Source organism: Legionella qingyii (assembly GCF_003184185.1).
Genome location: NZ_QHJG01000008.1, coordinates 18,957 through 43,845 on the forward strand (window position 1 = coordinate 18,957; position 24,889 = coordinate 43,845).

Consider the following 24,889-nt stretch of genomic DNA (forward strand, 5'->3'; position numbering starts at 1 on the left):
GTAATTTTTCTTAATTTATCTTGCATGAAGATTAGATACTTCCCATAACTATCATAATAAATAATAATGGAATGAATTATTATGAAAATAATAGGTAATTATCATGAAATTCGGCAAAATAGATCCGATTGCTTTAGGACTATCTCTTGGCGCTCTATCAGGAATATCGACATTCTTCATGGGGTTGATGGTTTTAATTTTTAATAAAGGGAAACCCTTTGCAGGGATGATGGGAACCATCTACATGACTTATGATCTTTCTTTACTCCAATGCGTCCTTGGTGGAGTTGGAGTATTTGTTAGTACCTTCATTAGTAGCTTTCTCATCGCCTGGATCTATAATACTTTAAGAAAACGGGTTTAAACCTCTAATACATCAGTTCAATGAAACGTTTGGGGGTAACTTAAAATTCTGGATAATTACTATAGACACCATTAATTCTATTGCATTACCCCAACCTCTAATTCATAATTTATTACCTTGCTTTTCTTATGGGTAGCTATGTCAGCATCATTGATTGATGGAAAGGTTGTCGCCTCTCTTCGTCGAGAAGAATTAAAACACCATGTGCATGATTTTGTACAAATAAATCATCGCGCACCCGGCCTTGCTGTTGTTCTTATTGGCAATGATCCTGCTTCTACGGTCTACGTAGCCAATAAGCGTAAAGCGTGTGCCGAGGTAGGTATTACCTCTCATTCCTATGATCTATCTGAAAAAACAACACAGGAAGAATTGATCAATCTGATTGATGATTTAAATTGTTCCAATCAAATTGATGGGATTCTCATCCAATTGCCATTACCCAAGCACATAAATGAACGTGTCATTATTGAGCATATCAAACCGGAAAAAGATGTTGATGGCTTCCATCCTTATAATTTGGGACGACTTGCTCAGCGTAACCCATTATTACGTCCATGTACTCCTCTTGGCATAATGCATTTATTAAAACATTATCATATTGAAGTCAAAAGGAAACATGCTCTCGTTATTGGTGCATCAAATATTGTCGGTCGACCTATGAGTTTAGAATTGCTCCTTGCTGGAGCAACAGTAACCATTGCTCATAAATTCACCCAACAATTAGAAAAATTTGTGCGCACTGCTGATATTGTCATCATCGCTACAGGAAAAATGGATGTTGTTGATTGCGAATGGCTTAGTAAAGAACAGATCGTTATCGATGTAGGCATCCATCGATTAGCAGATGGCAGTATTAGGGGTGATATAGATTTTAAAAATGCGGTAAACAAAGTTTCATGGATCACCCCCGTACCTGGTGGCGTAGGGCCAATGACTATAGTCACATTACTTGAGAATACACTAAAAGCAGCCACCTTAGCGAATCAATAGGCATAGTGTAAGAACAATAAGAAATCATTGCCTTTTGTTCCAAAACAATTATTAACTGACCTCTTTTAAAGAGGCTCAGTTACTTATCTAAAATATCCCAATCAAAATCTCCGCTCAACTCATCGAAATCATCTTTAAATTCCTCTTTTAGACGTTTACGCTCCAGCTTCTCCTCAAGCATACGTCTGACGTTTTTTCGATGGGCTGAAGACTCGATATCATCATCATAATTATAATCAGAGAATGATTGGTCATCATAATCTTCGTGAAGATCCATAGCTTTCCCCTTTTATACTCTCTTAAAAAGAGTATAGTAGACAATTATAAAAATGCTTTAGGAACACCATGCTCAGTTATCAACACGGATATCATGCAGGTAATTTTGCGGATGTCATCAAACATATTGCTTTAACCCATCTTCTAAATTACTTAACACGTAAAGATAAAGCTCTCTTATATCTTGAGACCCATTCAGGTAAAGGTTTATATGACTTAAAGAATAAACAAGCTGAAAAGACCCAGGAATACAAACAAGGCATTCAACTGATTTGGTCTAACAGAAACACCCTACCCTCTGTTTTTCAAAACTACCTTCAGTTGATTAACCAACTCAATTCTACTGATTCATTAAGATATTATCCCGGCTCACCGTTTCTCGCGATCAACACGCTACGAATGCAGGACAGGATGTATTTTTGCGAACTCCATCCAAGGGAATTTGAAGCCCTCAGTCAGCTTCAGCGTATGAATAAGAAAGTACATTTCAGTAATACTGACGGTATCGCAGCGATGAAAGCACTACTTCCACCACCAGAAAAAAGAGGATTAGTTTTCATTGATCCTTCATTTGAAATAAAAGAAGAATATAAAGAAATTCCTCTTGCAATCAAACAAGCTTATTCTCGTTTTGCTACAGGTGTATTTTGTCTTTGGTATCCGCTGGTCGATAAAAAATTAACTGATAAACTCAACAAAGGCATGAAAGAAATCAATGCCAAAAATGCGTTACGTATTGAATTTAATCTGACATCTACTCCAATGGAGGGGATGTCAGGTTGTGGTCTTTGGATAATTAATCCACCCTTTACTTTAGCAGAAGAAATGAAAACTGTATTAAATACCCTTAAAACTTATTTTAATCCAGGTAGTTCTTCCTACATTATTGAGGCTTATTCATGACTATTTACCCCATTCCTGCTTTTTCAGATAATTACATTTGGGTAATTATTGATAAAGTCGCAGGCACATTTGATTGTGTCGATCCTGGTGATGCAGAACCAGTAGTGCAATTTGCTCATACAAACCAACTCAGCTTGCGCTCTATCTTATTAACTCATCATCATCAAGATCATATTGGAGGAGTGAGTCAATTACTTAAAACCTATCACTCATGCACTGTTTATGGTCCAAGTGATCCGCGCATTCCTTGCGTAAATAATGCGGTACAAGAACATCAATCCATTCGAGTCGGAACATGTGTTTTCGAAATATTATTTAATCCAGGACATACCTCAAGTCATATTAGTTATTATGAGCCTCGGAACGAATTATTATTTTGTGGGGATACGCTTTTTTCCGCAGGTTGTGGTCGTGTTCTTGACGGGACAATGGAACAACTGCATCAATCGTTGCATCTTTTCAAAACATTACCCCCTACCACAAAAATATTTTGTACTCATGAATACACAGAACAAAATTTGCGCTTCGCGCAAACAGTAGAACCTAATAACCTGGTTATTCAACAATACTTAAAAAAATTACATAGCTCACCCCAATCTTGCACACTTCCATCGACCCTGGAACTCGAATTATTAATTAATCCTTTTTTACGAACCGGTGAACCCGATGTACAACAATATGCATTATCACATGGAGCAACATCAAATAGCTCATTAGAAGTATTTAGGGTTTTAAGGGAAGAAAAAAACTCATTTAAATAATCACCCAGATAGAATCAATTTAAGTCTTTATGAGTTAATCAAACACAACGAGGGTTTAATCATATGACTAATTTTAGTAAACTCAGTAGCCAATTATATTCATAGGTAATTACCATTGAAATTTAAGTTTTTCAAAATAAAGATTTTTTTATTCTGTTTACTCATTTTTTTGGGCATTACTAATGAGACTTTAGCATACACTGCTACTGATTCATGGGAAGTATTGCGCACGCAATTCACCCTAAATCATGAAACATCGCGCGCTGAAGTGCAGGAGCAAATCCGCTGGTTTATAGCTCACCCAGGCTTTCTTAATAAAGTATGCCGTCAATCTGAACCCTATCTTTATCATATCATTTATGAGGTAAAAAAAAGAAACCTACCTGGTGAATTGGCCCTGTTACCCATGATTGAAAGTGCTTATGACCCCTTTGCATATTCTGTAGCTGGTGCCGCTGGATTATGGCAATTAATGCCACAAACAGGTGCAGGTTTAGGATTAAAGCAAGATTGGTGGTTTGATGCACGACGCAGCATTAGCTCCTCAACCGATGCCGCGCTCAACTATCTTCTTTATCTCAATAAATTCTTTAATGGCAATTGGATTCTAGCCATTGCTGCCTATGATGCGGGAGAAGGAACTATAGATCGGGCAATCAAAGCAACAGGTGGGCGTGCTCAAAGTTTTTGGGATTTGGCAGTACCAAGAGAAACTCAGGTTTACGTGCCTCGCCTGCTCGCCTTAGCAGAAATAATTAAAAGTCCATCACAATATAAATTAACGCTACCTGAAATACCTTATCTACCTTATTTTGTGGAAGTTAATATTGGGAGTCCAATTGATTTAAACCATGCTGCAAAAATGGCAGGAATTAGTTATAAAGAATTAATCAAATTAAATCCTGGTTTTAATCGCTGGACTACAGCCCCTGATAAACCCATTAAATTACTTATCCCTGCTGAAAAAGTACATCAATTCAATTTAAATCTTGCTAACTTACCGGCAGAAAAACGTGTTAGTTGGGAAAAGCACATAGTACAACCCGGTGATAACTTGGATAGTATTGCTGTTAGATATCACACTACGGTGAATTTAATAAAACAGCTAAATCAACTCCAGACAAATCATGTTGAACCCAATCAATTCCTTTTAATTCCGAGTACGCGAAATACTCCAGTTGTAGTTAAAAAGGAACCTGTTACGTCTGCCCTACCATTAGGACATCAAATAGTTATGCCACAAAATCAACGTGTTATTCATATCGTGCAAGACAATGAGACATATCAGACGCTGATAAGAACTTATAACGTCAGTGCTAAAGACATACAGATATGGAACAAATTAGCAAGCAATCAACAGTTACAAAAAGGTCAGCAACTCGTGATCTGGAAAAAGGTAACTCAACCCATTCAGTATATTGTAAAACAAGGTGACAGCCTTAGTGCTATAGCCCAACAACATAAAACGAAAATAGAACGCATCATTGCATTAAACCCTGGCCTTAAGCGAAATGAACCTTTATATCGTGGGCAAAAGTTATTGGTTGGTTAATTAATTTACTTTTGTAATTTCAAATGAGTTGATGAAGCTTATAACCGCTCACTTTGCTCGAGAACCGAACCAACCGTCTTTATGAACTCATAATGCCCTAATATTAACAATTATTTTTCATTTCTCGTATAAAGCAAGGAGGTGAGCACAAAAACTTGTGTTATACTCAAAGTAACTTATTTTATTGCATTAAAGTGTATGAAATTACTATTTGATTTTTTTCCTATAGTTTTATTTTTTATAGTATACAAATTTTTTGGTATCTATACCGCGACAGCTATTGCGATGATAGCATCTTTAAGTCAAGTTGCTTTTTTTAGATTAAAATTTCAGCATTATGAAAAAATGCATTTAATCAGCCTTGCAATAATCATGATTCTGGGAGGGGCCACTCTCTTTTTCCATAATCCCTGGTTTATTAAATGGAAGCCTACCGGTATTTATTGGCTCTCCGCCTTAGTCTTTTTTAGTTCAGGTTACATTGGTAGCAAACCTTTGATCCAAAAAATGATGGAAGCTAATGTGACGCTACCAGGAAAAATCTGGTATAGACTGAATACAGCATGGGTATTGTTTTTTATTTTAATGGGCGCAGTAAATATTTACGTTGCCTATAATTTTAATACTGATGCCTGGGTTAACTTTAAGTTATTTGGTGGGGTTGGTTTTACTCTGCTTTTTGTATTAATTCAAGCTTTTTATCTAACAAAACACATGGATGAGACTGGACTTGAAAAACAATAGGAGCGAGAATGAGACTATTGCTAGTTGAAGACGACGAATTACTTGGTGATGCGGTTAAAACGGGCTTAACTCAATTTGGTTATATTGTAGATTGGCTTAAAGATGGTGAAGCGGCTCGTGCTGCTTTAAAATCCGAATCATTTGAGCTGATTATTCTCGATTTGGGTTTACCTAAGTTGTCTGGTCTCGGATTATTACAAAATATACGTCATGATGGCAATCCTACTCCAGTTATTATTTTAACAGCCCGAGAATCAGTTGAAGACCGTGTAAAAGGGTTGGACAGTGGCGCAGATGATTACTTGATAAAACCGTTCGATCTCAACGAACTTAGCGCAAGAATCAGAGCCCTGGTCAGACGCTCACAAGGCCGTGCAGACTCAGTTCTGCAATATAGAAATATTACTCTAGACCCAGCGGCCCACTCTGTATTTGTTGATGATATTTTAGTTAATGTCCCACGTAGAGAATTTGCATTACTGCAGAAGCTTCTAGAAAACAGCGGTCAGGTTTTATCACGCGAACAACTTATGCAAAGTATTTATGGTTGGGAAGAAGATGTAGATAGTAATGCACTAGAAGTACATATACATAATTTACGTAAAAAACTTAATGCCAATTTTATTCGAACAATTAGAGGTGTGGGATATATGGCAGAAAAAAATGATGGTATTGCTGTATCGTGAAATCTTCTATAAGAAAGTTTCTTTTAATCAATTTATTGCTGGCCATTACTATAACGACCACATTAACTGCTATAGGTAACTATTATCTTGATCAAAAGGATATCCAAGACCACTTGGATAGTTTAATGGCCGTTTCTGCACTTTCTTATCAGGCATTACTAGGTGATGATCTTCATCAGCGCCCTCTTTCGAAAATTCAAGAGGCACTCGAAACAATTCCTCAAAAGATTGATACATACTATCAAAAAAGATTTCTCAATGAAGAACCCCCGGAAAACTATCTTGATAAGTTTAATTTTCAGGTTTGGACCAATGGTGGAAAATTATTATTGCATTCATCTTCAGCCCCCAAAATTCCTTTAACTTCAGAAGTTGATGGATTTAGTGATAAAAAAATATCTACCCAAGATTGGCGTGTTTTCACTACTTACAATGATAAAGCAGGAATCCGTACCGTTTTAGCTGAACGTTACGATACACGAAATGAACTAGGTCATAGAATCGCTCAAGATGACCTTTATATTATGCTCTTAACATTTCCATTATCTGGCTTATTAATATGGATTATTATTGGTCGTGGCTTGGATAGCCTGGATAAGGTTGCTGAGGAAGTAGCTAACCGCGCTCCCAGTCATCTTGAACCAGTTGATTTACATGAAGTTCCAGAAGAAATTAAACCCGTAATTGACGAATTGAATAAGTTGTTTTTCAGGCTAAAAGAAGGATTTGAACGAGAAAAACGTTTTGCGGCCGATGCAGCGCATGAACTACGCACCCCACTTGCCGCACTAAAAACACAAGCACAAGTTGCGTTACATTCAAATGATATAGAGGAAAAAAATCAGGCATTACAAAAGCTTATTGCAAGTGTTAATCGCAGCACTCACATAGTCCAACAGTTACTTACTATGAGCCGACTTGTTCCCGAAGCAGCGCACATGGATGAGAAAGATGAGGTCAATTTAAGCCGATTAACTCGCGAAATACTAGCAATGCTTGCACCTGCTGCGGTAGAAAAGCAAATTGATCTTGAATTTGAAAGTGATGCAGAAAATCTAACTGTGTATGGCAATGCCACTGCTCTGGGAATATTAATTCGTAACCTTGTAGATAACTCCATACGATACTGTAATGCCAACGGTCGAATTATTGTACGACTGGCTAAATTAAAGGATGAGATAATGCTCGAAGTCAGTGATAACGGACCGGGTATTCCAGCTGAATTACAATCACGTGTTTTTGAGCGTTTTTTCCGTGTGCTAGGAAACAAAAGTCCAGGAAGCGGTCTTGGCTTAGCAATAGTTCAGCAAATTTCCGAATTACATGGCGGAAGGCTTATGCTCGATACTCCCAAAGACAGTACGGGTTTAATTGTAAGATTCTTTATACCTGTTCAAGAACATAATAATATAACAACCAGGTAATATAGCGAACTGGGAGAAATATAATAGAATCGCTGAGTTTCGTTACACTTCTCCCAGGCTTGCATTTAATTATCGAGCGGCTAAAATTTGTAACGCGTCGCGGATAAGTTGCTCGCAGCTTTTAGAATTATCATTCACTTTATTGACAGCTTTCAATGCTTCCTGAGGCTTATACCCCAATGCTTCTAAAGCACAAACAGCCTCATCTTGGCCACTCATTATAGGAATCGATTTATTTAGAGAGGCAGAAGAAGATACAGAAAATTGCTTCATGCTATCACGCATTTCAACAACTAAACGCTCCGCTGTTTTTTTACCTATACCAGGTAATTTCATTAAAATGGAAGCGTTTTCTTGTTGGATGCATTGAATAAACTCATTCGGAGTAATACTAGAAAGAATCGACATCGCGAGTTTTGGACCAATACCATTCACTTTAATCAACGCTCTGAATAGCTCTCTCTCTTCTCTCTCCAAAAAACCATACAACAGTAAAGCATCTTCTCGAACAACAGTATGTATGTGCAACCCTACCGAGCCATTTAAGCTATCCAGCTGAAAAAAGGTATTTAATGAGGTTTCCACATCATATCCAACTCCATGGACATCAAGGACCAATTTTCCGGGTTGATGTTTATCAATAACTTGTCCATTCAACCAACCAATCATCTCTTTCTTCTCCTTAATCCTCGCCTGCCAATTACGGATGATAAATTATGACGCATATGACTATGGCAAATCGCTATTGCCAATGCATCTGCAGCATCTTTCTGCGGCGCTTTATTCAAGGCTAGCAAATGCACGACCATGTGACTTACTTGGGCTTTTTCGGCAGCCCCATAACCAACAACCATTTGCTTTATTTCTCGTGGTGAATATTCGCTTACTTTAACACGATGTGATGCTGCAGCAACCATAGCCACACCACGTGCATGCCCTAATTTTAGAGCTGAGTTTGGATTTTCATGCATAAATACTTGTTCAATCGCTACTTCATCAGGGGAATAATGGTCCATTAATTGACAAATGCCATCATATATTTGCAATAATTTTTGACTAAGCTCACTATCTGGAGTTGTACGTATGCAGCCACTATCAACGTACTCAATTTTACGGTCTGATTCTTTTATCAGACCGTATCCAGTAATCCTTGATCCGGGGTCTATCCCTAAAATAATAGCCATTAACTAATTGATTCTAATATTTTTTCTGAAAAATCAGCATTACTATACACTTCTTGAACATCATCTAAATCTTCCAACATATCGATTAACTTCAAGAGACTTTCCGCCGATTCATCATCAATAGGAACTAAAGTTTGTGCGCGCATGGTTAAATGAGATTGCTCAATATCGAGACCTGCTTCTGTAAGCGCATTTAATACACTATGATATGCTTCCACGGGAGTAATCACTTCAATCTGGTTTTCATCTACAGAAACATCATTGGCGCCCGCATCTAAAGCGATTTCCATAACCTGTTCTTCAGACTGCCCTGGTGCCATAAGAATCTCTCCTTGATTGTTAAAGAGATAAGATACTGAGCCATCAGTCCCCAAATTGCCGCCGCATTTCGTGAATGCATGACGCACTTCAGATACAGTTCGGTTTTTATTATCCGATAAACAATCAACAAGGACGGCAACCCCTCCTGGTCCATAACCCTCATAACGCATGGCAACCATTGCCTCGCCTTCAAGTCCACCAACACCGCGTTTGATGGCATTATCAACTGTGTCGCGCTTCATATTTGCAGCAAGCGCTTTTTTAACCGCATCTCTTAATCTTGGATTAGAAGACTCCTCTCCTCCCCCCATACGAGCAGCTACCGTAATCTCACGAATTAACTTGGTGAATATTTTTCCACGTTTTGCGTCTTGAACTCCTTTACGGAATTTAATATTTGCCCACTTACTATGACCTGCCATAATGCTACCTCAAAACCATATTTAATTTTGTATAAATTATACATGCTCTTTTGTTAAAAAGAATAACTTAACTTACTTTTGGACTCGACATTTTTAACTTTTTTAGACTATAGTAGCCATCATCATCAAGTTTTTTAATTTATTGTAAATAAATGTTGCCCGGGTGAAGCGCAGTGAACCCTGGTTTAATGACGCAGTATATTTTTCCTCGGGTTCCGCTGCGCTCTACCCTGGCTGCTCAAAAAACCATAAACACTAAAGGAGATAACAGTGTATTTGCAGGGATTTGGTAATCATCATCAAACTGAAGCAGTACCAGGCGCTTTACCTAGTAGCCAAAATTCACCCCAACACTGTAGCTTAGGTCTTTATGCCGAACAATTAAGTGGGACAGCTTTTACTCGTCCAAGACAGAATAACTTACATAGCTGGCTTTACCGCATATTACCTTCCGTTGTTCAAGGCACTTATCAAGCCTATGAAATGGAACTCTTTAAACCTCATCATGCAGAACAATCTCCAAATCCTTTACGCTGGTCTCCGATAGATCTATTTAAAGAAGAGGATTTTGATTTTGTTGAAGGCATGTTTCATCTTGCTGGCAGCCAGCATGTGAATGCATATGTTTATCATTGTACTCGTTCCATGCACAATAAATATTTTGCCAATAACGATGGAGAAATGCTTTTTGTTCCATACCTGGGTGAAACGAATCTACACACGGAGTTTGGAAAATTAAATATATGTCCCGGCATGATAGCTGTTATCCCTCGTGGTGTTAAATTCAAAATGGAGCTCATTGGTACCGAATCAAAAGGATATCTATGTGAAAATAGTGGCAGCCCACTTACCCTGCCTCCTTTAGGAGTCATAGGCGCAAACGGCTTAGCGAATCCACGACATTTTCAATATCCAATTGCAGCGTTTGAACAAGGTGTTACACATGCAACTCTTATTTGCAAATACCAAAACAAATTATGGACAGCGAAATGTGATCACTCGCCACTTAATGTAGTAGCCTGGCATGGTAATTATGCACCCTATTGTTACGATTTAAGCTTGTTTAATACAATTAATACAGTAAGCTTTGATCATCCTGATCCTTCTATCTTTACCGTGTTAACTTCCGAAAGTGATACACCAGGTGTATCTAATTTAGACTTTGTAATTTTTCCTCCGCGGTGGATGGTTGCCGAACATACATTTAGACCGCCTTATTACCACCGTAATTATATGAATGAGCTCATGGGGCTTGTTCGTGGTGAATATGATGCTAAAAAGGAAGGATTCTCTCCTGGCGGAGTGAGTATTCATAATTGCATGACACCGCATGGACCGGATCAAGTAAGTTATGAACAAGCGGTAAATCAAAAATTAGAGCCTGAATTGTATTTAAATACCTTAGCTTTTATGTTTGAAACCAGGGATGCATGGCAGGTTACTGAGCAGGCAATGCGTATTCCCCAAATGCAGAAAGATTATGCTGATTGCTGGAAAGGACTTAAAGTAAATTTTAAATGTCCATAACATTGTGGTTAGTCATAGCCTGGATAAAACGAAGTGGAACGATGAGATACCCCAAGTCCCTTCATTTCAACCAGGCAAAATAAGTTGGACATAGAGATTTTTGCAGTTAATTTAAAACAAATCTTCCTGCGTTAATCCCATTTTTTCCAATAAGCCACGCAATGTTTTTAATGCTTCAACTTGGATTTGACGTACACGCTCTCGTGTCAAATCAATTTCTTTGCCAACATCCTCAAGCGTGGCTTTTTCAAAACCTCTTAAACCAAATCTTCTTGCAATAACTTGTTGTTGATTCTCAGTCAACTTATCCAATAAAGATTCTATATGTAAACGTAAATTTTCATTAGTTAAGAGCTCTGCAGGATTCACGCTGTTTTCATCAGCAATAGTATCCAATAATGATTTATTCTCATCAAAGCCAATTGGTGTATCAACAGAAGTTACTTTATCATTCAAACCCAGTAACTTTTGTACATCTTCTAATGGTTTATCAACCATTTCAGCAATTTCTTCAGGTGAAGGCTCATGATCTAGTTTTTGCGTGAGTTGTCTTGCGGCTCTAAGGTACACATTCAACTCTTTAACCACGTGTATCGGTAAACGAATTGTCCGCGTTTGATTCATAATCGCACGCTCAATCGTTTGTCTAATCCACCATGTAGCATAGGTTGAAAATCGAAAACCTCGTTTAGGATCAAATTTTTCGACCGATTTCATTAGGCCTAAATTTCCTTCTTCGATTAAATCAAGAAGAGGTAAACCGCGATTAAGATAACGACGTGAAATTTTAACTACAAGCCGTAAATTGGATTCGATCATCTTTTTACGAGCCGCAACGTCTCCTTTTAAAGCAAGAGTTGCATAATGCACTTCCTCTTCAGCACTAAGCAGAGGAGAAAATCCAATTTCCCCCAAATAAAGCTGGGTCGCATCCATCATCTTTTGTGCATTTTTACCACGAAATGAAGGAAACGCATTATCATCCGAAAAATCAGGAAATTCAGAACCCTCATCTTCTGCATCTTTTTCAAGAAGCGAATCAATGTCCTCCTCTATTAAGAGCGATTCATCGTCTGGTTCAGACCAATCTTCATCCTTAAGTTCCGGTTCTTTAATTGACTCATCGTCTTCGTGCATTATTTTTCACCTATAGTGTTATAGCCTGTCTTCATTTCTACTATCTTGAGCCAAACTGACCTGATTTTCTACGTTTCGATGCTCACATACTACGTGTGCTGCGCTTCGGTACTCGAAAATCAATCCAGTTTGGCTCAAGCTAGCGAAATGCATACAGACTCTAGTCATGTTGCGAAATTTATTTCATAACTACATTATACTTCATAAAAACATTATTGTTGCTATAACTATAAGTAATCTGTCAACCTTTTTGTAGATAATTCAAAGGATTGACTGGTACACCTGACCTTCTGATTTCAAAATGAACACCTGTATATTTGCGATCTATAACACCCGCAATTGCAATCGTTTGACCGGCCTTCACATGTTGTCCTTCGGAAACCATAATTCGTGCGTTATATCCATAAGCAGTTAAATATCCCTGATTATGTTTAATAATAATCAAGTTACCATAACCTGCTAATCCACTTCCAGCATAAGCGACCACACCACTTGCTGCAGCAATCACTCGCTCACCCTTTTTACATGCAATATTTATGCCTTTTTTACCTTGTTCAGGAACAAATGATGTAACAACATGCCCACTTACAGGCCACATCCATCCCGAAGCAGAGCGAGCAAATCGATTTGCTGGTGAGTAAATTACAGTGGGTCTTGCTTGGGTTTTTGGTGCAACATAATAATTTCGTTTTATGACGGGTCGACGTGCTGTTTGTCTATGTCTTGGAGTAATGCCTCGCAAATTGATAACCTGCCCTACTCTCAAAGAATAAGGTGGATTAATACGATTCAAGCGAGCCAGTGTTTGATAATCAGTATCATAACGAAATGCAATGGAAAAAAGGGTGTCTCCGCGTTTTACAACATACACTTTTTGATGGCGCCAATAAGGATTCCATCTGGATTCCATAACAGGAGCTAAGTTATTTCCGCACCCTACTAAAGTCATTATGAGGAAAAGACATAAAAATCTTTTGCAAAATGTGACTATCATTTATTACCTCAAGCAAATTGTTTTATTGAATGTGGATCCCATCAAGCCAGTTGGCCAATTGATCGAACATTTTGTAATTCGTCATATCCAAATGAAGTGGTGTAATTGAAACATACCCTTCGCTTATCGCATTAAAATCTGTTCCAGGACCAGCATCAGCCTCTGCTCCAGGCAAACCGATCCAATAGATGGGCCGTCCTCTAGGATCCTGATCTTTTACTACAGGCTCAGCACCATGTCTTGTTCCCAAACGGGTTACTTGCATCCCCTTAATTTGATCCAAAGGAAGATTAGGTACATTAACATTTAAAATAGTTTGGGAAGGCAGGCGATGTATACTTAATTGCATCACCAATTGTTTCGCAATCGATGCGGCTGTATCATAATGCTGAATATTATCTCCAACCATAGAAATCGCAAGAGCAGGCAACCCTAAATAACGACCCTCCATTGCAGCAGCGACAGTCCCTGAATAAAGAATATCGTCTCCTAAGTTTGCACCTTCATTAATTCCGGAAACAACCATATCAAATTCAGTATCTAAAAAACCGGTTACAGCCAAGTGCACACAATCAGTTGGGGTACCTTCAACACTATAATAGCCATTATCCAATTTTTTGACTTTTATGGGACGTGATAAAGTCAAAGAATTACTTGCTCCGCTTCTGTTTCTATCCGGGGCAACTACGTCAATATCGACAAAAGTAGACAGCTCGTTTGCCAGTCTATTAATTCCAGGTGCAAAAACACCGTCATCATTACTTATTAATACTCTCATTTTTTAACTCATAGGTGATTCAAACCATCTAACCACAGCTAAATGATCAGCTAAGTCACTTATGTTTTGAGTTAAATTGGCTTGTAAATTTGCATTATTTTTCTCAGCTTTTAATTGCGCTTGATCTTTAGCAATCATCTCTTGCAACGCCATGATTTTTTTTCCAAAGCCTTGGGGACTGAGTTGTAATTGATATGCCAGTTTATTCATACGATTGGCAAGAGCTTCCAATTGCTCACAGCTCATACCCTGCGGTTGTTTTTCAGGACAAGATTTTATCGCTTGTTGTAATTCATTGGGATGTGATTTGTAATAATGTTCATTTTTCGCTGAGCAAGATGCTAATCCTAAAATGACAAATAGCGCTACCAAACATTTATTCATACTCAACCTATTGTAAACTACAAAAAACCGATATTATCATTACACAACTGCTAACGCCATCTTATGAGATAACCATGCTTGATTTTAAATTGCTACGTGAGCCACAAACTGGAGAACAATATATTGAAACTTCTCTTTGTGGCAAACCCCTTCTTACCACCCCTCAGTTGAACAAAGGAACGGCGTTCACAAATGAAGAAAGAAAAGAGTTTGGCCTATTAGGCAAGCTACCCCATCGAGTTGAAACTTTGGATGAACAAGTCAAACGAGCTTATTTGCAATATTCCAGTTATACAACACGATTACAACAAAATATTTATTTAAATAATTTGCACGATAAAAATCAGATCTTATTCTATAAATTAATCAATCGTCATTTAGGTGAAATGTTACCTACAATATATACCCCTATTGTTGGAACTGCGGTAAAACGATTCAGTCATGAGTATAGACAACCTCGCGGTTTATATATTTCGCATTCTGATAAGAATCAAATAGAAGAAATATTAAAAAATCGTTCTAATCCAGAAATTGATGTGATTGTCGTTACCGATGGAGAAGGAGTCTTGGGTATTGGTGATCAAGGGATCGGAGGAATGGATATTCCCGTTGCCAAACTAATGGTCTACTGTTTATGCGGCGGCATTGAGCCGACTCGCACCTTACCGATATTTCTTGATGTAGGCACAAACAATCAGGATCTGCTCAATGATCCTATGTACCTAGGTTGTCGTCATCCTCGCATCAACCCGGCAGCATATGATGAATTTATCTCCACTTTTGTTCATGAGATTCACAAACAGTTTCCCAATGCTTTTTTACACTGGGAAGATTTTGGTCGAGGTAATGCACGACGCATTTTGGAAAAATTTCAAGATCAATTGTGTACCTTCAATGATGACATTCAAGGTACCGGTGCCGTCACATTAGCTGCCTTATTAGCGGCCTGTGATGTAACGGGTTCAAAACTGCATGAACAACGTATTGTTGTTTTTGGTGCAGGATCAGCCGGAACTGGTATTAGCGATCAAATTATCGACGCGATGGTACGTGAAGGAATTAGTCCAGAAGAAGCATATCAACGATTTTGGTTAATCGATCGACAAGGACTGTTGCTCAACACCGATCCCGATCTTACTGAAGCACAAAAGTGCTATGCACGAGATCCTAAAGAAATAAATAAATGGGCCATCAATGAAAAACAGCATCCCTCACTTACTGATACTGTTAGACATGTAAAACCCACAGTCCTTATAGGTTGTTCTGCGCAACCAGGAGCTTTCTCACAAGACATCATTGAAACCATGTCAGTTAATTGCGAACGTCCCATTATTTTCCCCTTGTCTAATCCAGATGAGAAATGCGAAGCAAAACCAGCAGATATATTAACCTGGAGTCAAGGTAGAGCGTTAATTGCTACAGGTACAGCATTCCCTGAGGTTGAATACCATAATCGAATGGTACAAATTGCTCAATGCAATAATGCATTAGTTTTTCCTGGCATAGGACTAGGAGTCCTCGCGGTTAACGCAACAAAACTAACAAAAGAAATGATCCTGGCTGCAGCTCATGCTTTATGCAAGTTTGCACCAAGTAAAAAAGAAAGTTACTTACCTTTATTACCCTCTTTGGATAATGCACAAACCGTCGCCAAAGAAATTGCGGTTGCCATAGCACGCTGCGCTATCGATTCAGGGCTCGCGCAAAAAAATAATGATGCTGATTTAGAAAAACTAATAGAGGACATGTTTTGGGAACCAAGATATTTGCCATTTAAATATAAAAAAGGATGATAATCAGTAGCCTGGGCCAGCGCAGCGAAACCCGGGCTTTCTAGGGTCTGTTGACAATTGCTTCATTAGCCTATATTCCGCACATTATGCGCGGAATATAGTAAATCCTGCATTAAAAATAAACTTCTTATCCCAGGCTACACCACAATTATTTCCCATCAGTGTTTACAAAATTTACTGTAATACTTTTCAAAGTTGCAGTATCAGGCTCCCAAGATCGAGCATATTTAAGTACAATTACCGTACTTTCGGGATAGTTTTTCCCCTTCTGTCTCGCAAAGGTGAAATGCATTTGCCCGCCAGCGCCAATAAGATTAGTTTTTGGTCTTTCATAAGTACTACTACGGAGTGTCAATAAATCTTTATCGAAGCGTACAATCGACCATTGAAATCCTGTAGTTGGATTTGCAGGTAACGTTACAACAAAACTTGGATCATTAACATTAACATTAACATTCATGGATAAATTATTATTTGCATGGATTATCGTTGAAAAGCCAAGAAGCAATAAACTTAGTACGGATTTCATTAACCAACTCCTTTTGTATATTCTACAATCAGTTTAGTCTATTTCGTCGGTTTCTGTTACGTTATTCACTTCATTCAACCCAAAAGCTTCTCAAAACATAACTCACTAAAATAATCCACATTGTAAATGCTCTAAATGAAAGTTAACTATTTGACTCTATTAATTAAATTGGATAATCTGCACAAAGCTCAATCACCGTGAGGATTTTATGTTAAATTTAATTGGCTGGGATGAAATTAGTGAAATACTCGATTTAAAAAATGAAGAAGGAGATGAAAACTATCTTTCGGGAATCATTGAGCGAACGATGAGCAAATATCGAGAGCGCCCCGGTTTTTTTACTCCATACCGAGATGGCCAGGAGTTTGCAGGCGAATTGTTGGCGCCAATCTGGTATCCTTTAATATCTACACTTGGTACGGCTTTTATGGCAATTACTGCAGTTGTTGCTGCGTGTTACTTCGTAGGATTCATGTTACTCGGTCTTTTATCGATTGTAATGATGAATGCAGAATATCGTAATATAGCATTAGAGGGAGCCACAAACAGTCTTGCACTAACGGGTTTAACGCTTCTTGGAACTGCAGCAGGTCTGTTGTTGACTCTTCTCAGCATTCCACACAGCATTATCTCACCTTGTACTCGTTTCAGTGCCACCGCTATTTCAGCAACAACTGGTGGCTGTGATGACAATTATCAATTTAGCAATTCATTTTAAGCTATATGGCGGAACCCAAGAAAGTAATATAATCGATGCCGCGCTCTGATACGCTTCACTCAGGCTCCAAAACATAATTTTCAATATAAATCTTGATATTAGCGCCTGGAAAAGCGATTATTTTATCTTTTTATAATCACAGTTAGGAGCGCGTGTGGAACACGAGACCATGGAATTTGATGTAATCATCGTCGGTGCTGGACCGGCGGGGTTATCTGCCGCGATTAAATTGAAGCAGCTGGCTTTGGCTGCAAAAAAAGAATTATCTGTTTGTATCTTAGAAAAAGGAGCTCAAGTTGGTGCTCATATTCTTTCTGGAGCGGTTCTGGAGCCGAAAAGCCTTAAAGAACTACTCCCTGATACCTGGCAAGATGCGCCTCTTGATACTGCGGTAACTGAAGATTTATTCTATTTTTTAACTCAAAAAAATTTCTATAAACTTCCCACCCCCAAACCCATGCATAATAAAGGTAATTATATTATTAGTCTGGGCGAGCTTTGCATGTTTCTTGCCCAACAAGCAGAATCTCTGGGTTGCGAAATTTATCCTGGCTTTGCTGCAGTTAAGGCCCTTTATAACGATAAAAATCAAGTTATTGGCGTTGCAACCGGGAATGTAGGCCTCGATAAAAATAAAGAGAAAACGAACAACTATCAACCTGGAATGCATTTACTTGCTAAGCAGACATTGCTTGCTGAAGGGTGTCGTGGACAACTTAGCCAAAGCCTGATGGTACGCTATCACCTCAGGGATAAAGCAAATCCGCAAACTTATGGATTGGGGATAAAGGAAATATGGCAGATCAAAGAAGAACATCATAAACCCGGACAAGTAATTCATACTGTGGGATGGCCCATGGATTTCGCAACCTACGGCGGTTCATTTATATATCATTTATCTAAACAACGTGTTGCCATTGGTTTTGTAGTTGGTTTGGATTATAAAAATCCCTGGTTAAATCCTTTTGCAGAGTTTCAACGTTTCAAAACGCACCCATTAGTTCAACCTGTTTTAACGGGAGGCGAACGAATCAGTTATGGTGCACGTGCGCTTAATGAAGGTGGGTGGCAATCTTTACCAAAGCTTACATTTCCAGGTGGCGCTTTAATTGGTGATGCCGCAGGCTTCCTTAATGTCCCTAAAATCAAAGGAATACATACAGCAATGCAATCGGGTATGCTTGCAGCAGAAGCATGCTTTGAGGCGCTACAACAAGAAAGCGAAGCCCAATTTGAATTAACTAGTTATCCGGAAAAAGTCAAAAAATCCTGGCTAGAAAAGGAACTCTACGCTGTTCGCAATATAAGACCAGGATTTAAATACGGTTTAATTCCAGGCTTGCTCAATGCGGCTTTTGAAACATACATTACACGTGGATACTCCCCATGGACACTGTCAAATCATGCGGATCACAATGCATTGCTTCCGGCCAATGAAGCAAAGAAAATAGATTATCCCAAACCCGATGGCGTGCTTACTTTTGACAGGCTGTCATCTGTCTTTTTGTCAAATACCTATCATGAAGAAAATCAACCCTGCCATCTCGTATTGAAAAAACCTCAATCGGCAATAGATATTAATTTAAAAACCTATGCATTCCCTGAAGGTCGATATTGTCCTGCAGGGGTCTATGAAATTATTGAAGAAGAACATGGCCCCAAATTACAAATTAATGCTCAAAACTGCATTCATTGTAAAACTTGTGATATCAAAGACCCTCGACAAAATATTGTTTGGCATGCCCCAGAAGGTGGCGGTGGACCAAATTATTCCGGGATGTAACAACCGAAGCAGGTTGTGTTTACAACTCAACCTGCTTTACTCATTTTTTGAGCATTCTTTCAAAAAAATGCCATTTTATTAGTGTTTTTTTAATCATTCTCTATCATAATTCGCCCTCGAAAAAGCCTCAGGCTATTTATTGACAATGAAATCACATTAAAGGGTACCTATGTCCAGATTAACAAAAATACATAAAAAAGTGCTTGCCAATTTTAATGATTATGTATCAGACACAAATCAATTCCAGTTATTAGCTGAAAATATTAAGCTGTTTGAACAAATACCAGCTCGCTATTTGAAAAAACTCTATAATAATATGTCTGCCTTTGATTATGCAAAAAATAACGACGCTCTATTAGTTATTGCCTATAGCTATATCCATTACTCTTATGAAAATAAAGAAAATACAACTCTGGAAAACTCGCTTATTATGTTAGACAAAGCGAATGATTGTTTTCAGAAAATTATTCATTCGCATACATTACTCCATCCTTCTCATTTGAATGAAATACACTCAGGACACATACTGAAAGCCAACTTTCAGTTGCATAAAATTAAATTACTTAAGGCTGAAATGCGGCTTTTTTATATTGAAAAAGAAGAAAAGAATAATATGCCAAATGCAGCTTTAATAAGAAAAGAACTAACAAATATTATTGATGAATACACTAATTTTAAAGGAATATTAGAGAGTAAATATAAAGATAGGACTCTTAGAGCTCAACTCTCAATAAATAACAACCTCTTGGATTCTATTGAAACGGGACTTGAACTGGCAAATGATTTATTAAAAAAATTACCACAACAAGCCCCCAAACGTCGTTTCTCTGAAACTATTTCGGAAAGTAACTCTGCTGAGCAGAAAAGTACTCAAGATACGCCGAAAAGAAAAAAAATGAAGCGCGCCGAAGTAAACAATAGTACATCAACACAAGTAAGTTCAACACAATCACAACAAATAAATTTAGATAATGGAAACTCCAGGTCTGAGTGGGATGACTTGGCGGCGTTAACCGCTGTTGTGGCTGATACAGGCCCGATGGAAGTTCATAAGCCGCATGAGATAATTTTTCCATACATGCCTCAACCTTCTCTGCCTCGATTTGTAGAAGACAGTAAAACCTTTCTGAACAAGTTTCAAGAATGGTCTAAAGTATATTTTGCTCTTCATAGCAATTATTCAAAACAGCAAATAAATGACAAATCTCTCGAGAAAATCGCTCACTCATTATTGTTAGCCGCCGTAGGATTAAAAAAAGAAAGCGCTATATTTAAGGATGAACAATTCAATCCCGTAGCTCAAGTCGCGGTGCAGTTCCTTTTATTTATTTGTGGAATAGGAACACAATCAGAGCTTGAAGCATTAAAAAAACAAAGCTTATTAGCAAATACTTACTCTCCTCTTTTGAAACCGTTTATTCGTTCATTTCTTCATGTTCCACCGGAAAAATTCATTAGCCACTTAAGAATGCAATTTGCTTCTGAAGCGCCTTCTAATATTTCATTTCGAGGCTTAGAAATCCATGAAATAGTCGAAAAATTATTTAAACATTTTGAAACAGTATTACCGGCTGATGATTATGAAAAAGTAACAGAATTCTTTGTTGATGGTCTAGTACAAGCGCATGACAAGCTAGTTGAGCAAAATGCTGCTGAATTTCATTTCACAGTATAGCTATATCAACTAATTCCTGAAGTTGGTGAAACGAAGTGGACATTTACTCATCTGGTTAAGTTCACTTAGCGCACTTCGTTTCACCCACATAACTTCTGATTATTAATCTCTAAATCAATTAGTTAATAACCAAAAGCTCGAGATTCTACCTTATCGTGGGTTTCTTCAGACTCTAATGCTAGATTCGCTTCCAACATCTTTTCAGCCAACCTTTTCGCTAATTTTGGTAAATCCTTTGGAACCTCCTTGGATATTTTTTTAAATCCTTTCGTAAAAGAAGAAATTTCCATCTTTATTGCTGAAAGTAATTCACTGCCATCACAAATGAAAAAATCTGACTCAGAAGGATTGCATGAAGGTTTAGAGTTTTTTTGTTTTAAGACCCAACTTATTTGACTTACCAGAAGTCTACGAAATTCAGCATGATCAGGTAACAAGGAGTTGAAACTAATGAATCCTGGAGGAGTAAACTTATTTTTAATAGCAGAATCAAAATTAGCTTCCATGATTCGCAATTCTTCCAGATAACCATATACTTGAACTATTGTATGACCTAATTTTTCTAAGGTTTCACCGTATTCTCGCCCATGATAAACGTTCACATAATGCGCCAAAAACGGCAAAACTATTGCCAGTGGTTCATTAAATTTTTCTGTTTGCAAGAAGTCCAAAGCCGCTGTTTGAATTTCAGCTCTTAATTCATACTCTTTCTTTTGTATCCTCTTCATCGTCATTAAATTACAATTTATCTCTTTAGGAAAAAAATGACGTTTGTCTTTATAAGAAAGCCCCTTAACAAATGGGTAATTATCAAATTGGGTGATCCCCATTACTGCATCGATGCGTTCTCTTAGGAATTCACAGAGTTTATCAACTTGTCCTGCGTCATCACTTGTCTCTATTAAATAAACAGTTAATGCTTTATCTAGGATTTGGCAAAGCTCTTTCATTAGTTTAACCTGCTCTCCTTGCGTGTGTTGAAGCAGCTTTTGCGCTTTTTCAGTGTGAAGAGACTTTAAACTGCCTGCTGTATGCCACTTGGACTTAACCAGCAAGTCGATATAGGTATTATAATGTTGCGCCAAAACAGTACATGCAATCGTTCGACGATATAATTCTGGATGCTTTGTTTCAGAAATTAAATTATCCAGACAAAGCACACCAAACATAGTTCTATGAGATTCAGCTCTTTTTAATATTGGTTCTTCTGCTTCTTTGGCTTCTGCAACTTTAGCAGTTTTTTTCTTGATTTTTATAGTTTCACTACTTAGTGCTAGAGAAATACCTGGTGGCGCATTAGAAGAAGTTGCTCGAGGAGTTGCAGGTGGAGTCGCTGGAGCGGTTGGTAGGATTGGGAAGGATGTGGATTTTCCACTTCGGAAAAACTTTAAAGCTTGGGTAATTGAACCTTTGCCTGTGGGCGTCTCTGTGTGCCCGTTCTTCTCATTACTTGATTTGTCAGTAAACGGAGGGTCCCCTACCCTTATTTCCCCTTGAGAATCAGGCACATTAATTTCTCGCGGAGATGCTGGTCCAGATTTGCTTTTAGGAGGCTTGGGCGGTTCATACTTGCGCGGAGATGACGGCAGGGATTTGCTTTCAGGATGTTTTTTCATAATGCTCTTCCTTAAATTATAAAAACTGGGAAAGTGTAGTTGAGAACGCCCCATGAGATCAAATAAATATCAAAATGTGTGACTTATTGGAGGTAGGAGTAATAAAAACCAACTATTGTCTTCTATTGCTAACGGTAAATTTTTACACTTAGTGTAAAGAATAATTGAATTCGTTTATGCATCCACTTTACTCAGATATTTTTAGGGCGATAAACGTTGTAAATTCCATTCATTATTTTTTAAAACATACTCCCAAACATCGGACAGTTCATCTTGCCGGTATGCATAGAATACCATGCGTTCCGGCTTGATACGGAAACCGCAATATTCAGGGCTTAGAGGGATTAGTTTATTCAAAAATGACTCCTCTAACTTCTGACGTTTTTTTTCGAGAAATTCTTTACTCTCAATTAATTGCATTGAATTCGGAGCATAGCTTAAAAAGCGAATTTGAGCCCATTGAGGATAATTATCCCAATATTTTTTATTCTCAGCATGATTTAGAAATAGAGCGTTACCTTCAATAATCACTTCTCGCTGCAAAAGCTCCAGCCAAAAAACAAGACTTACTCGAGGATTGTTTTTTAATTCATTTACCTTACGAGTCCTTTTTTGCGTAAAAAATAAAATCCCTTCATCTGAAATTTCACGAACAGCAACGACTCGGCTATGCGGGACACCATCTAATGAAATAGACGATAAAACAGCGTGACTTGGGTTAGGTGCCCCAGTCTCCCGTTCTCTTGCCAACCAAAGATTCAGTTCAATAATAGGATTTGATTGCATTATCTGCTTTTCCTTTGACTAAAGAAAATAAAGGCCTCACTTTTTCTAAATAAAACTCCAACTCGTTCATAAGCTCCTTTTCCCTCTTTTTTCCTCTTTAAAATCTCGTAACACTCTTCAGCACAAAGAAACATCTAAAGGAACTTCAATACGAACACATAAATCAATATATTGCCCAGGCCATTACCAATAAGGTGATGTTTGAATATGTGCTTGCGGACAACTGGCTTGGCTCGAAGGCTATTATGGTTCACATCCATAGATAATGGTAGCTTAAAAATATCCTCTTAGATCCTAGGCTTCGCTGCACTGTACCCAGGCTTATTAATTAATTCTTCTTGGGAAGCCATGTAGTTTAAAATTGAAATAGTGGTGTAAATGCCATATGCCTTAACTCATTAAGCCACTGTTCCCTTGGTTTTCCACCTGGTGCTGTAGGTTCATGCCAATTATTTTTACACCAAAGATAGATATCCAGGCTTTTCATTTGGCTAAAATCATTGATCGCATGTAATAACTGTTCATCAATAGCTAAAATACGCTGATATCCCTCTATCATCCAGGCAAATTTCGTGGCCCATTCGGAATATGGACTGCCGCATAAATCTAAAAAAGGTTTGGCAATATCAGCCATAAACCAATGATAAACCGGTTCATCAAAGTCAATAAAGTGAATTAGTTTGCCGTCAAACAGCACATTTCCTGGACGATGATCCCCGTGTGTCAAACCAAAATTAATGTTATTTATTGTAAAAACTTTGAAGTGCTCATCAATGGTGTGGAATAAATCCTGAATAGCAGAATCCTCATGAGCAAGGTAGTCTGCCGTTTCGTTCCATAAATCGTTCCAGCTTCTAAAATGATGGCCATCCGCTTGATAACTTCCTGCAGCACGATGTAAACGAGCCAATGCTTGCCCCCAGTGTACGTATACATTTTTATCCTGATATCCAAAATGCATAATAGTTCCCGGTACTTCAGAACATACCTGGGTTAAAAAATGGAGTTCTTCTTGCACTACAGTTTCAATATAACATCCATTTTTCGATATAAGCACGTCACAAACTGGCGCATCCATTTGAAACAAATGTTGCTGAAAATCGATGGCAGCAATTAATTCTTTTTGTGGCCGAATTTTCTCATGCGTTATGCGTAAATAGAATCCTTTACCCTCAGACTCAAAACGATAAACACAATTGATTTGGTTGTTAACCAGTTGTAAATTAACTGGATTATCTACCCATTGCAAAGCGGCTTTCAAAGCTGTTTTATTGCTGATTTTTTTTAGGGTGTTTTCCCAAACCATATCTTTTAACCTAATAATTTATATTTATTTAGAGTAGATTACTCTCATCATAATTTAGAAAAATCTCTTCACAACACATTGATGGATCATTTTGTAAATATATATCGATTAATATAGACCATAGCAAGGTGAGATAAAATTATAGGATAACCATGGAACAATCTACTTTCTGCCCTCCCCACTTCTTACTCGATTAAGAGTGAAACTTTTATATTGCAATCAACTTCACTCAG

25 protein-coding genes are annotated in these 24,889 nt (G+C 37.9%); 13 read left to right on the top strand and 12 right to left on the bottom strand.

Annotation, left to right across the window (positions count from 1 at the left end; all coding sequences use genetic code 11):
* Positions 1 to 103 precede the first annotated feature (103 nt).
* Together DGG96_RS06125 and folD are read left to right on the top strand one after the other, a co-directional pair.
* A complete protein-coding gene (locus DGG96_RS06125; protein ID WP_110141549.1) occupies positions 104 to 364 on the top strand; it encodes a hypothetical protein in 261 nt (86 codons plus the stop codon).
* 138 nt (positions 365 to 502) lie between these two features.
* Positions 503 to 1,357: a bifunctional methylenetetrahydrofolate dehydrogenase/methenyltetrahydrofolate cyclohydrolase FolD gene (gene folD, locus DGG96_RS06130; protein WP_110141548.1), complete on the top strand. Its 855-nt coding sequence runs from the start codon at positions 503 to 505 to the stop codon at positions 1,355 to 1,357.
* A 79-nt stretch (positions 1,358 to 1,436) separates the two neighbouring features.
* Here the strand turns inward: folD and DGG96_RS06135 are convergent, their stop codons facing one another.
* Positions 1,437 to 1,634, bottom strand: coding sequence for a PA3496 family putative envelope integrity protein (locus DGG96_RS06135; RefSeq protein ID WP_110141547.1), 198 nt, complete (start codon positions 1,632 to 1,634; stop codon positions 1,437 to 1,439).
* A gap of 68 nt (positions 1,635 to 1,702) precedes the next feature.
* On the opposite strand from DGG96_RS06135, the gene DGG96_RS06140 reads away from it, so the two are divergent.
* The 6 genes from DGG96_RS06140 to DGG96_RS06165 all read left to right on the top strand — a co-directional run bounded on the left by DGG96_RS06140 (position 1,703) and on the right by DGG96_RS06165 (position 7,703).
* Entirely contained in the window at positions 1,703 to 2,536 is an 834-nt protein-coding gene (locus tag DGG96_RS06140) for a 23S rRNA (adenine(2030)-N(6))-methyltransferase RlmJ (RefSeq protein ID WP_110141546.1), read from the top strand.
* Positions 2,533 to 3,297 (top strand): hydroxyacylglutathione hydrolase, encoded by a 765-nt coding sequence (gloB, locus tag DGG96_RS06145; RefSeq protein ID WP_110141545.1) that lies wholly within the window; start codon positions 2,533 to 2,535, stop codon positions 3,295 to 3,297. Before DGG96_RS06140 ends, gloB begins: the two co-directional genes overlap by 4 nt.
* 115 nt (positions 3,298 to 3,412) lie before the next feature.
* Positions 3,413 to 4,849 (top strand): lytic transglycosylase, encoded by a 1,437-nt coding sequence (locus tag DGG96_RS06150; RefSeq protein WP_110141544.1) that lies wholly within the window; start codon positions 3,413 to 3,415, stop codon positions 4,847 to 4,849.
* Positions 4,850 to 5,047: 198 nt separating this feature from the next.
* On the top strand, positions 5,048 to 5,593 hold the full coding sequence (locus DGG96_RS06155) for a septation protein A (protein ID WP_110141571.1): 546 nt from the start codon (positions 5,048 to 5,050) through the stop codon (positions 5,591 to 5,593).
* Between the two features lie 8 nt (positions 5,594 to 5,601).
* Positions 5,602 to 6,279: a response regulator gene (locus DGG96_RS06160; protein WP_110141543.1), complete on the top strand. Its 678-nt coding sequence runs from the start codon at positions 5,602 to 5,604 to the stop codon at positions 6,277 to 6,279.
* The gene (locus tag DGG96_RS06165) at positions 6,276 to 7,703 is read left to right on the top strand and encodes an ATP-binding protein (protein WP_110141542.1); all 1,428 of its coding nucleotides are present in this window, start codon (positions 6,276 to 6,278) and stop codon (positions 7,701 to 7,703) included. Before DGG96_RS06160 ends, DGG96_RS06165 begins: the two co-directional genes overlap by 4 nt.
* Before the next feature lie 69 nt (positions 7,704 to 7,772).
* Here the strand turns inward: DGG96_RS06165 and ruvA are convergent, their stop codons facing one another.
* Genes ruvA through DGG96_RS06180 form a run of 3 tightly spaced genes read right to left on the bottom strand, consistent with a single transcriptional unit; the run spans position 7,773 to position 9,630 of the window.
* A complete protein-coding gene (gene ruvA, locus DGG96_RS06170; protein ID WP_110141541.1) occupies positions 7,773 to 8,372 on the bottom strand; it encodes a Holliday junction branch migration protein RuvA in 600 nt (199 codons plus the stop codon).
* Positions 8,369 to 8,887 (bottom strand): crossover junction endodeoxyribonuclease RuvC, encoded by a 519-nt coding sequence (gene ruvC / locus DGG96_RS06175; RefSeq protein WP_110141540.1) that lies wholly within the window; start codon positions 8,885 to 8,887, stop codon positions 8,369 to 8,371. The genes ruvA and ruvC overlap by 4 nt, the downstream gene beginning before the upstream one ends.
* On the bottom strand, positions 8,887 to 9,630 hold the full coding sequence (locus DGG96_RS06180) for a YebC/PmpR family DNA-binding transcriptional regulator (RefSeq protein ID WP_110141539.1): 744 nt from the start codon (positions 9,628 to 9,630) through the stop codon (positions 8,887 to 8,889). Before DGG96_RS06180 ends, ruvC begins: the two co-directional genes overlap by 1 nt.
* 270 nt (positions 9,631 to 9,900) lie before the next feature.
* On the opposite strand from DGG96_RS06180, the gene hmgA reads away from it, so the two are divergent.
* Positions 9,901 to 11,157 (top strand): homogentisate 1,2-dioxygenase, encoded by a 1,257-nt coding sequence (hmgA, locus tag DGG96_RS06185; protein WP_110141538.1) that lies wholly within the window; start codon positions 9,901 to 9,903, stop codon positions 11,155 to 11,157.
* 111 nt (positions 11,158 to 11,268) lie between these two features.
* On the opposite strand, the gene rpoS is transcribed toward hmgA, so the two are convergent.
* From rpoS to DGG96_RS06205, 4 genes are all read right to left on the bottom strand, one after another.
* Positions 11,269 to 12,294, bottom strand: coding sequence for an RNA polymerase sigma factor RpoS (rpoS, locus tag DGG96_RS06190; protein WP_110141537.1), 1,026 nt, complete (start codon positions 12,292 to 12,294; stop codon positions 11,269 to 11,271).
* A 241-nt stretch (positions 12,295 to 12,535) separates the two neighbouring features.
* The gene (locus DGG96_RS06195) at positions 12,536 to 13,288 is read right to left on the bottom strand and encodes a peptidoglycan DD-metalloendopeptidase family protein (RefSeq protein ID WP_110141536.1); all 753 of its coding nucleotides are present in this window, start codon (positions 13,286 to 13,288) and stop codon (positions 12,536 to 12,538) included.
* 22 nt (positions 13,289 to 13,310) lie between these two features.
* Complete coding sequence (surE, locus tag DGG96_RS06200) at positions 13,311 to 14,066, bottom strand: 5'/3'-nucleotidase SurE (protein WP_110141535.1); 756 nt, start codon at positions 14,064 to 14,066, stop codon at positions 13,311 to 13,313.
* A 3-nt stretch (positions 14,067 to 14,069) separates the two neighbouring features.
* Entirely contained in the window at positions 14,070 to 14,450 is a 381-nt protein-coding gene (locus DGG96_RS06205) for a hypothetical protein (RefSeq protein ID WP_110141534.1), read from the bottom strand.
* Between the two features lie 74 nt (positions 14,451 to 14,524).
* Between DGG96_RS06205 and DGG96_RS06210 the strand changes: the two genes are divergently transcribed.
* Entirely contained in the window at positions 14,525 to 16,243 is a 1,719-nt protein-coding gene (locus DGG96_RS06210) for an NAD-dependent malic enzyme (protein ID WP_110141533.1), read from the top strand.
* Between the two features lie 148 nt (positions 16,244 to 16,391).
* Here the strand turns inward: DGG96_RS06210 and DGG96_RS06215 are convergent, their stop codons facing one another.
* A complete protein-coding gene (locus tag DGG96_RS06215; protein ID WP_110141532.1) occupies positions 16,392 to 16,772 on the bottom strand; it encodes a protease inhibitor I42 family protein in 381 nt (126 codons plus the stop codon).
* Positions 16,773 to 16,980: 208 nt separating this feature from the next.
* On the opposite strand from DGG96_RS06215, the gene DGG96_RS06220 reads away from it, so the two are divergent.
* From DGG96_RS06220 to DGG96_RS06230, 3 genes are all read left to right on the top strand, one after another.
* Positions 16,981 to 17,490, top strand: coding sequence for a hypothetical protein (locus DGG96_RS06220; protein ID WP_110141531.1), 510 nt, complete (start codon positions 16,981 to 16,983; stop codon positions 17,488 to 17,490).
* Between the two features lie 154 nt (positions 17,491 to 17,644).
* Positions 17,645 to 19,273: an electron transfer flavoprotein-ubiquinone oxidoreductase gene (locus tag DGG96_RS06225; RefSeq protein ID WP_110141530.1), complete on the top strand. Its 1,629-nt coding sequence runs from the start codon at positions 17,645 to 17,647 to the stop codon at positions 19,271 to 19,273.
* A 169-nt stretch (positions 19,274 to 19,442) separates the two neighbouring features.
* Positions 19,443 to 20,948, top strand: coding sequence for a hypothetical protein (locus DGG96_RS06230; protein ID WP_110141529.1), 1,506 nt, complete (start codon positions 19,443 to 19,445; stop codon positions 20,946 to 20,948).
* Positions 20,949 to 21,070: 122 nt separating this feature from the next.
* On the opposite strand, the gene DGG96_RS06235 is transcribed toward DGG96_RS06230, so the two are convergent.
* The 3 genes from DGG96_RS06235 to DGG96_RS06245 all read right to left on the bottom strand — a co-directional run bounded on the left by DGG96_RS06235 (position 21,071) and on the right by DGG96_RS06245 (position 24,656).
* On the bottom strand, positions 21,071 to 22,564 hold the full coding sequence (locus tag DGG96_RS06235) for a hypothetical protein (RefSeq protein ID WP_110141528.1): 1,494 nt from the start codon (positions 22,562 to 22,564) through the stop codon (positions 21,071 to 21,073).
* A gap of 201 nt (positions 22,565 to 22,765) precedes the next feature.
* On the bottom strand, positions 22,766 to 23,350 hold the full coding sequence (locus DGG96_RS06240; protein WP_110141527.1) for a pyridoxine/pyridoxamine 5'-phosphate oxidase: 585 nt from the start codon (positions 23,348 to 23,350) through the stop codon (positions 22,766 to 22,768).
* Between the two features lie 355 nt (positions 23,351 to 23,705).
* Positions 23,706 to 24,656, bottom strand: coding sequence for a phosphotransferase enzyme family protein (locus DGG96_RS06245; protein ID WP_110141526.1), 951 nt, complete (start codon positions 24,654 to 24,656; stop codon positions 23,706 to 23,708).
* Positions 24,657 to 24,889 lie beyond the last annotated feature (233 nt).